This window comes from Dolichospermum sp. FACHB-1091 (genome assembly GCF_014697585.1).
In the GTDB taxonomy this organism is placed as follows: domain Bacteria; phylum Cyanobacteriota; class Cyanobacteriia; order Cyanobacteriales; family Nostocaceae; genus Dolichospermum.
Window position 1 is genome coordinate 102,261 of record NZ_JACJSB010000016.1, and the last position, 8,162, is coordinate 110,422.

Annotated in this window: 8 protein-coding genes; 3 read left to right on the forward strand and 5 right to left on the reverse strand. The window is 35.3% G+C overall.

Annotation, left to right across the window (positions count from 1 at the left end; all coding sequences use genetic code 11):
- Positions 1–106: 106 nt before the first annotated feature.
- Positions 107–1,177 carry a 23S rRNA (adenine(2503)-C(2))-methyltransferase RlmN gene (gene rlmN, locus H6G25_RS12095; RefSeq protein WP_190392702.1) on the forward strand — a complete coding sequence of 357 codons (1,071 nt, stop codon included), beginning with the start codon at positions 107–109 and terminating at the stop codon, positions 1,175–1,177.
- A 259-nt stretch (positions 1,178–1,436) separates the two neighbouring features.
- Here the strand turns inward: rlmN and H6G25_RS12100 are convergent, their stop codons facing one another.
- The 4 genes from H6G25_RS12100 to H6G25_RS12115 all read right to left on the reverse strand — a co-directional run bounded on the left by H6G25_RS12100 (position 1,437) and on the right by H6G25_RS12115 (position 4,795).
- Positions 1,437–1,616 (reverse strand): replication restart DNA helicase PriA, encoded by a 180-nt coding sequence (locus tag H6G25_RS12100; protein WP_190392703.1) that lies wholly within the window; start codon positions 1,614–1,616, stop codon positions 1,437–1,439.
- A gap of 399 nt (positions 1,617–2,015) precedes the next feature.
- Positions 2,016–2,792 carry a sulfite exporter TauE/SafE family protein gene (locus H6G25_RS12105; protein WP_190392704.1) on the reverse strand — a complete coding sequence of 259 codons (777 nt, stop codon included), beginning with the start codon at positions 2,790–2,792 and terminating at the stop codon, positions 2,016–2,018.
- 308 nt (positions 2,793–3,100) lie between these two features.
- On the reverse strand, positions 3,101–3,418 hold the full coding sequence (locus tag H6G25_RS12110; protein WP_190392705.1) for a hypothetical protein: 318 nt from the start codon (positions 3,416–3,418) through the stop codon (positions 3,101–3,103).
- Positions 3,419–3,529: 111 nt separating this feature from the next.
- Positions 3,530–4,795, reverse strand: coding sequence for an acetylornithine/succinylornithine family transaminase (locus tag H6G25_RS12115; protein WP_190392706.1), 1,266 nt, complete (start codon positions 4,793–4,795; stop codon positions 3,530–3,532).
- Between the two features lie 518 nt (positions 4,796–5,313).
- Here H6G25_RS12115 and H6G25_RS12120 point away from each other — a divergent pair.
- Both H6G25_RS12120 and H6G25_RS12125 read left to right on the forward strand, forming a co-directional pair.
- Positions 5,314–5,538, forward strand: a complete 225-nt coding sequence (locus tag H6G25_RS12120; RefSeq protein WP_190392707.1) for a 2-oxoisovalerate dehydrogenase — start codon at positions 5,314–5,316, stop codon at positions 5,536–5,538.
- Positions 5,535–5,780 carry a type II toxin-antitoxin system HicA family toxin gene (locus tag H6G25_RS12125; RefSeq protein WP_028091119.1) on the forward strand — a complete coding sequence of 82 codons (246 nt, stop codon included), beginning with the start codon at positions 5,535–5,537 and terminating at the stop codon, positions 5,778–5,780. Before H6G25_RS12120 ends, H6G25_RS12125 begins: the two co-directional genes overlap by 4 nt.
- 472 nt (positions 5,781–6,252) lie before the next feature.
- Here H6G25_RS12125 and H6G25_RS12130 read toward each other — a convergent pair.
- Positions 6,253–8,162 (reverse strand): type ISP restriction/modification enzyme (locus H6G25_RS12130; protein WP_347239175.1); only part of this gene is annotated, 1,910 nt, incomplete at its 5' end.

The window sequence follows — 8,162 nt, forward strand, 5'->3', positions numbered from 1 at the left end:
TGTTCCCAGTTAAGAGTTCCCTGTTCCCTGACCACACAAATAAATTCAGTAATCAAACCGGATTCCTATAGTACAATAGGGAATTAGCATCAATTTGTAATTTATTATGTCTGCTACGCCCCTTGTATCTCAAGTAGATTCACCTAACTCCGTAAAATCTGAACTTCTTCCTCCTCTCCTGGGCGCTTCGGTAACGGAGTTAACCGCTTGGGTACAGCAACAGGGACAGCCCAGTTATCGGGGTAAGCAATTGCATGATTGGATATATAATAAGGGAGCGCGTTCCCTGGCTGATATTTCTGTATTTCCTAAAAATTGGCGTTCCCAAGTGGCAGATATTCCCATAGGCCGTTCTTCTCTACATTACCGCTCTGTGGCCCCTGATGATACGGTTAAATATCTGCTGAAATTGGCTGACGGGGAAATTGTGGAAACTGTGGGTATTCCCAGCGATAAACGCTTAACTGTCTGTGTTTCTACTCAAGTGGGTTGTCCCATGGGCTGCGATTTCTGCGCTACTGGTAAAGGTGGTTATAAGCGCAATCTGACCCGTGGGGAAATTGTTGATCAAGTTCTAACTGTTCAAGAAGATTTTCAAGAACGGGTTAGTAATGTGGTATTTATGGGCATGGGTGAACCGTTGTTAAATACGGAAAATGTAATTTTAGCAATTAAATCTATTAATCAAGATGTGGGCATTGGTGCGCGATCGCTTACACTATCTACTGTAGGCATTCCCTCGCGTATTCGTCAAGTAGCCACACACCAATTACAAATTACCCTCGCTGTCAGTCTCCACGCACCTAACCAAGCATTACGGGAACAACTCATTCCCAGCGCCAAACCCTACCCCATAGAAGACTTACTCGCAGAATGTCGAGAATATGTGGAAATAACCGGACGCAGAGTAACTTTTGAATATATTCTTCTGGCTGGAGTCAATGATTTACCTGAACACGCTTTAGAATTATCAAAACGGTTACGAGGCTTTCAAAGTCATGTGAATTTGATTCCTTATAATCCCATTCAAGAAGTAGATTATAAAAGACCCAACCGCGACAGAATAGAAGCTTTTGTTAACGTTCTTCAACAACAGAATACCGCCGTTAGTGTGCGTTATTCTCGTGGTTTAGAAGCTGACGCTGCTTGTGGACAATTGAGAACAATTAAAAGGTAATATCATGTCTGTTCAGGCTGGTAATGGGTAATGGGTAATGGGTAATTGGGAAAAGGCAATACAATGATGAACTATATCGTCAGTGATTGAGCGGACATGATAAGCTGTTACGCACCTGAATTGTATAATCCTAAAATGGTTAAATCTTGTGGGGTGGGCATCTTGCCCGCCAGACTTATACAAATTAAATACACAACAGCTTATAATTTATCATTAAAATTGTCAAAAATTGTCATTAAAATTGTGAGAAAATTGTCAATTATTTCTTAGCATAAATACCTGGTGCATAAGCCTCAATGACTTTACCAGTGCGAGTGCAAGTTATCATCAGGTAGTCGCAACTAGGGCATTGTGTCCGCGTAATTTGACTATCAGCAATATAGTGACGTTCAGCCGCACTACCGCAATTTGGGCAATGAATCTTTTGTGATACTTGCATTTTTAAAACCCTGAAATTAATAATTTTTGATTTGAGAAAAATTAACAAAAATTGACAAAAAAATGTTTGATTGTCCTGAACTTGATATCTTTTATTATCTTAAACATGATAATTATTATCATCATGCTTTAGATATATAAATTTACTTTAGATGTAACTTTTTTAGATTAGCTTTAGATTAGCGTTGATCCCTATGGTGTAATCCTTGAGATAGTCTTGTTTATTTTTTGGGAAAAAATGAGTTATTTTCCCATTCAAGCGTTACCAGATGGAAAAAACTGTAATCAAAATCACAAAATTGGTAGTTTTATATTTAATTAATCTTTGTTCCCTGTTCCCTGTAACCTGTAACCTCTTCCCTGTTCCCTTGTCATAACGACAATTTTTAACGCTACTTACTTAACTATGAATAAAAAAGTAGGTAGTCATAGCAAAAGCTACCACTATAACAAATTTTCGCACCAAACCGGGTTCTAATTGGCGAGCAAAATGAGCGCACAAATAACCACCTAAAGAACCTCCGACTGCCATGATAATAACTTGATGCCAGGCAATCAAATTAGCGAACATAAAGGGAATAATTGCCACACCATTAATACAACTTCCTAACCAGGTTTTAAAAGCATTAATAGCGTGAATATTTTTAATACCTAAAAAGGTTAAAGTTGCTAACATTAAAATGCCTATACCAGCACCAAAAAAACCACCATAAATAGAGATTAGCAATTGAGAAATTAGCAAAATAAACAAAGGTGGGGTTGCAGAAAAATCATTTCTAGTCCTAAGTTGCAGCCAGCTTTTCAAAGAATCACTAAATGTAAATATCAAGGTTGCTGATAGCAACAAATAGGGTAGCATCTTTTTAAATACATCCGGTGATGTATATAATAAAGCCACTGAACCAATAACACCACCAACTAAACTTGTGCCAGTCAGTAGTAATAATTGTCGTTTTTCGATACTCAAATCTCGACGATAAGCCCCCGCACTGGCTATAGCTGCTATCCACAGAGCAGTATTATTAGTAGCATTAGCAGTAATTGGTGCGACACCTGTAAATATCAGAGTCGGAAATGTAATAAAACTACCACCACCCGCTACAGCATTTAGTCCACCGGCAATAAAGGCCGTACTGAAGAGAAGTAAGCTATGAATGAAGGTTATATCTTGCGGCATTTTTGTAATTAATAAACCTAGTTATACTGTTTTACAGTAAAATACCGCAAGTTTATGAAATCATCTCATGTCCGGTTGAACATTTATCATATCTGTTGAGGCTGGTAATGGGTAATTGGTAATTGGGAAAAGGCAATACCATGATCAACTATATCGTCAGTGATCATCATTGTTTAAATCTTGTTAAAATTCCGCTTTTTATTTGTATTACGTCTTATTCTAGGGTTAATATAGAAGATGATATATCTATTACCAAACGTCTATTTTTCAACCATTTACGACCAAGTAAAATTTCCGGTAATCCTTAATCATATTTTACCACACACTCCAGTTTCATTAATTCGGAAAACGTGCAGTTTGACATTTGGGTATTTCTGATGTGCTTGTTGTGCGGCTAAAAAGGGATCTTCATTAATAAAATATTCACAGCTATTTGGCTCAATTGCTATGTACCAGTTATAGTGAGTTTTAATTAGTTCTGGTTTTAACTGCTCAAAAATTATTTTACATTCTTGAGATAATTTTTCCCGTTCAGCTTGCCATTGCGTCTTCTGTTCTTGATTCCATTGAATTTCTGGGAATATTCTTCCTCTGCGGACTATATGAGTAGATTTTGTTTCTGGCATAGCTTTGTTTTGTACTAATGAATTTATTTCAAATTGATATGTTGTAATTTACAAGCTGAAAAATTCGTAATTGATAATTCTTAAAATTACAAATTACGAATTTTTAATTACCTATGCTATTACTTTAGCTAGTGCTTTTTCTACGGCTTTTAATGCTGCGTTGATTTCTACCTCTGTCACAGTCAGAGGAGGCACAAACCGGACGACTTTGGGACCTGCGGGAACAAGTAATAAACCTGCTTCCATAGCAGCTTTGACAATTTCCGCCGCAGTTAAGGGAATATCCGCTTTGATTTCCATGCCATTAATTAAACCCCAACCGCGCACTTCTGTGATATACTGGGGATATTTAAGAGCGATCGCTTTTAATCCTTCTCGTAAATGTGCGCCCTGTTCTGTAACATTCTGTAAAATATTCTCTTTTTCCAAGGTCTCACAAACACTCAGCGCCACACCACAAGCAAAGGGATTACCACCAAAGGTACTTGCGTGTTCTCCTGGTTGGAAAATATCACAGAATTTCTTACTCATCATCGCACCAATGGGAATACCACCGCCCAAACCCTTGGCGCTGGTGAAAATATCTGGTTCTACTCCCAAATGTTCATAACCCCATAATTTACCACTGCGTCCCATACCTACCTGCACTTCGTCGAAAATCAACAAAATACCGGTTTCATCACAAATCTCCCGCAATCGCTTAAAATAGGCAATATCTCCAGGACGAACTCCACCCTCACCTTGTAATGGTTCAATTAAAATAGCTGCAACACGATAATTACCTTCATCTAATTCGGTAACAGCAGCCTCAACTGCTCTAATATCGTTATAATTGACATAATGGAAACCAGGAACTAAAGGATCAAAGTGCTTTTGATACTTGGGTTGTCCGGTAGCGGTAACGGTTGCTAAAGTACGCCCGTGAAAACTCGCATGGGCGGTTAAAATAATCGGGTTAGCAATCTCTAAAACCGTGTGTCCATATTTACGAGCTAGTTTAATAGCTGCTTCATTAGCTTCAGCCCCAGAATTGCAGAAAAATACTTTATCTGCACAAGAATGATCAACAATCCATTTAGCTAATTGACCTTGTTCGGGAATATAATACAAATTAGAGACATGATGCAGTTTTTGAATTTGTCTAGTTACGGCTTCTACCATTGCTGGATGAGCGTGTCCTAGAGTACAAGTGGCTATTCCCGCGACAAAATCCAGATACTCCTTACCCTGGGTATCCCAAACACGACAACCAGCGCCCCGTTCTAAAGCTAAGGGAAAGCGTCCATAAGTGGACATGACGACTTGATTGAAGCTATCTGCACTAAAGGGGATGTTTGAAGGGATTGTAGGCTGCTCAACTAGACTTTGGATACTCACTACCGCACCTCCTGAAAATTTTTATTTTAATAGATATTTACCAGATTAACGCGAGAAAAGGTTGGTTTTAATGAATATAATTAATTATTGCAAATAGGGAACAGGGAACAGGGAACAGGGAACAGGTTTTGTTTTTTATCGAACCACAGAGGACACAGAGAACACGGAGAAAATGTCAAAATTATCTGCGTTTATCTGCGTTTATTTGCGTTTAATTTTTGATATTTTATCCTGAAAATCCTTTAATCCTGGTTATCCTGATTCTGACAATTTCTTTTTTTTTATCGAACCACAGAGGACACAGAGAACACGGAGAAAATGTCAAAATTATCTGCGGTTATCTGCGTTTATCTGCGTTTAATTTTTGATATTTCATCCTGTACATCTTTTAATCCTGGTGATCCTGATTCTGACAAGTTCTTTTTTTTTATCGAACCACAGAGAACACAGAGAAAAAATATCGGTAATGATGATATTATAATCATAACCTAAAATTTCATGATTGAACATTACACATCATGCAAGAAAATAACATCAAAGAAATTATTTTTCTAGTTGAAGAAGATGATGAAGGTGGTTATATTGCTCAAGCAATTAATCAATCAATTTTTACTCAAGCTGATACTCTTCCAGAGTTACGAGAATTAATCAAGGATGCTGTTCATTGTCATTATCCTAATGTCCAAAATCGTCCTCAATTAATTCGTTTACATATTGTTAGAGATGAGATAATTGCTTCATGAAATTACCTAGAGATTTATCAGGATCAGCACTTACTAAAGCTTTAAGTAAATTAGGATATGTGATTGATCATCAAACAGGTAGTCATATTCGCTTAACTACTCAAGAAAATGGTGAACATCATATTACTATTCCTAATCATAGTCCTATGAAAATCGGAACTCTGAGCGCAATTTTACGAGATGTAGAAAATCATTTTAATTTGACTCGTGAAGAATGTGTAAATCTATTATTTTACAACTGAAAACACACAGACAAATTCCTCATCCTGAAAATCCTTTAATCCTGGTTATCCTGATTCTGACCATTTCTTTTTTTTATCGAACCACAGAGAACACAGAGAACACAGAGAAAATGTCAAAATTATCTGCGTTTATCTGCGTTTATCTGCGTTTAATTTTTGATATTTCATCCTGAAAATCCTTTAATCCTGGTTATCCTGATTCAGACAATTTCTTTTTTTTTATCGAACCACAGAGGACACAGAGAACACGGAGAAAATGTCAAAATTATCTGCGTTTATCTGCGTTTAATTTTTGATATTTCATCCTGAAAATCCTCAAATCCTGGTTATCCTGATTCTGACAATTTCTTTTTTTTTATCGAACCACAGAGGACACAGAGAACACGGAGAAAATATCAAAATTATCTGCGTTTATCGGCGTTTATCTGCGTTTAATTTTTGATATTTCATCCTCTACATCTTTTAATTCTGGTTATCCTGATTCGGACATTTCTCTAATTATTTTCATTGTTTCTACACTCACGCTACAAACTCTCATTAATAAATCTATTACCTGTTGTTTATAATCTGCGAAACGATAGGTATTGAATTTTTCCGCAATGGTGGGATCTTTTGGTTTTTTCTCTTTATATTGATCTAATATCCATTCTAATGCACTACGATTACCTAACATATATTCCCACGCGATTTTAGGAATGTTTGATAATGTGGTGACATCATCTAAGATGATACTATCTTTGGTTTTATCTGCTTTTAGTTTCGGTTTGGGTGTTTTTTGGTTATCTTTTAAGGGAATATCAAGACGGGTTAGGTTATAAGGTGTAACTGTTTCATAGTTAATATGAATTTCCATGAGTTGTTTTCCCCAATTAACCCATTTTCGGAAGTTTTCATAATAGGGTAAGCGGGGAAATTCCCGTTTTAGGTTGAGTTCGTATTTGCTGCGATAAGCTGGGTTATGTAGGACTGCGTAGGTATAATGAAAGATGTCTATTTTGGTAATTGTTTCATCTTGGTAATGGGTTTGAATTTGTTTTAGTCCCCAGTCGGTAATATTATCAATCCGTTTTCCTTCTTTGTCGTAACGGTAGAGAGGGAGACACTGAGTTTGTTCAAGAAAGTGATAATCACAAGGTTTTTGAGATACAAAGACTTGAAAAGGTTTTGATAATGGAGTTCCAGAAAAATAGATAACAATATTACTTTTTTCAAATCTTTTACCGAATAAAGTACAATGATTTGCAGTTAGTACATCATTGAGAATAAAATCGCAATAAAAGCATTGTTGAATAAATGGTCTGTATAAAGAAATTTGAATTAGATTTTCATTAAAACAAACATCTTTATAAGATAATAATTTTTTCTTTAAATCTCTACTCCATTTAATTGTATAGTCAACAAAATCATCTAAGTTTTCAACTTTCTCAGCTTTTTTGTATCTTTGAATCTCAGAATTATAAAAATCAATAAAAAAGTTTATTTTATTAGATAAAACATCTTTTTCAAAATCATAAACCCAATCATCTCTATTGCTTTTAATTCCATTTGTATAAAATTTAAAGATTGCTTTTTCTTCTAACTCATTTTTTGCATCTTTAACATTCTTATCAACTAAAGGTATTAGAATATCAAAGTTAGTATCAGCTAGATTTATCCAGTTACTATTATTATCTGGTTTAAGATGAGTAAAACCTAAATCTCTAAATTTTTGAGAACTAAAATAACTTTTCTTTTCATCTGCATTTGCATAATCTTTAATAGCATTATAATAAACCTTAAAACCCTCAGTTTTGTCATTTCTGACTAGAAAATAAACAGCTATACCTACTCTAATTTCATCACTAAAGACATTACCACCTTCTTTACGTCGTCTTTCTCCGCTAGTTCTTGCATTACCTTTCATATCAATAATATGAATTTCATTAAATTCCTTAGCTACAACTTTTCTAAAACCATCATAACTAATAGAATCTATAAAAGAACTATTAGAAACAAACGCAATAATCCCATTTTTACCTAGTCTATCAGAAGCCCATCTAATAAATCTAGTGTACATATCATAAGCTCTTGTTTTCTGAGCATTACTATGTTTTACATAACTTTCTTGAATTAATTTATCAATGGCTGGATAAAAACGATTTTTGTTATTATCATTTTCATTCTGTTGATTTGCATTATAAGGAGGATTACCAATAATCACAGAAATAGTTCTATCATTCTGTCTTTTAATTCTCGCAGTATTCTCCACAGTCATAGCAAACAAATCCATTTGCTTACCCTCAAAAGAGGTATTATCCAAAGTATCCACAAAACAAATATTTTCAAACTCCTCATACACCCCCATTTTCTGCTTATAGGTAAATTCAATATTCAAATTCGCAA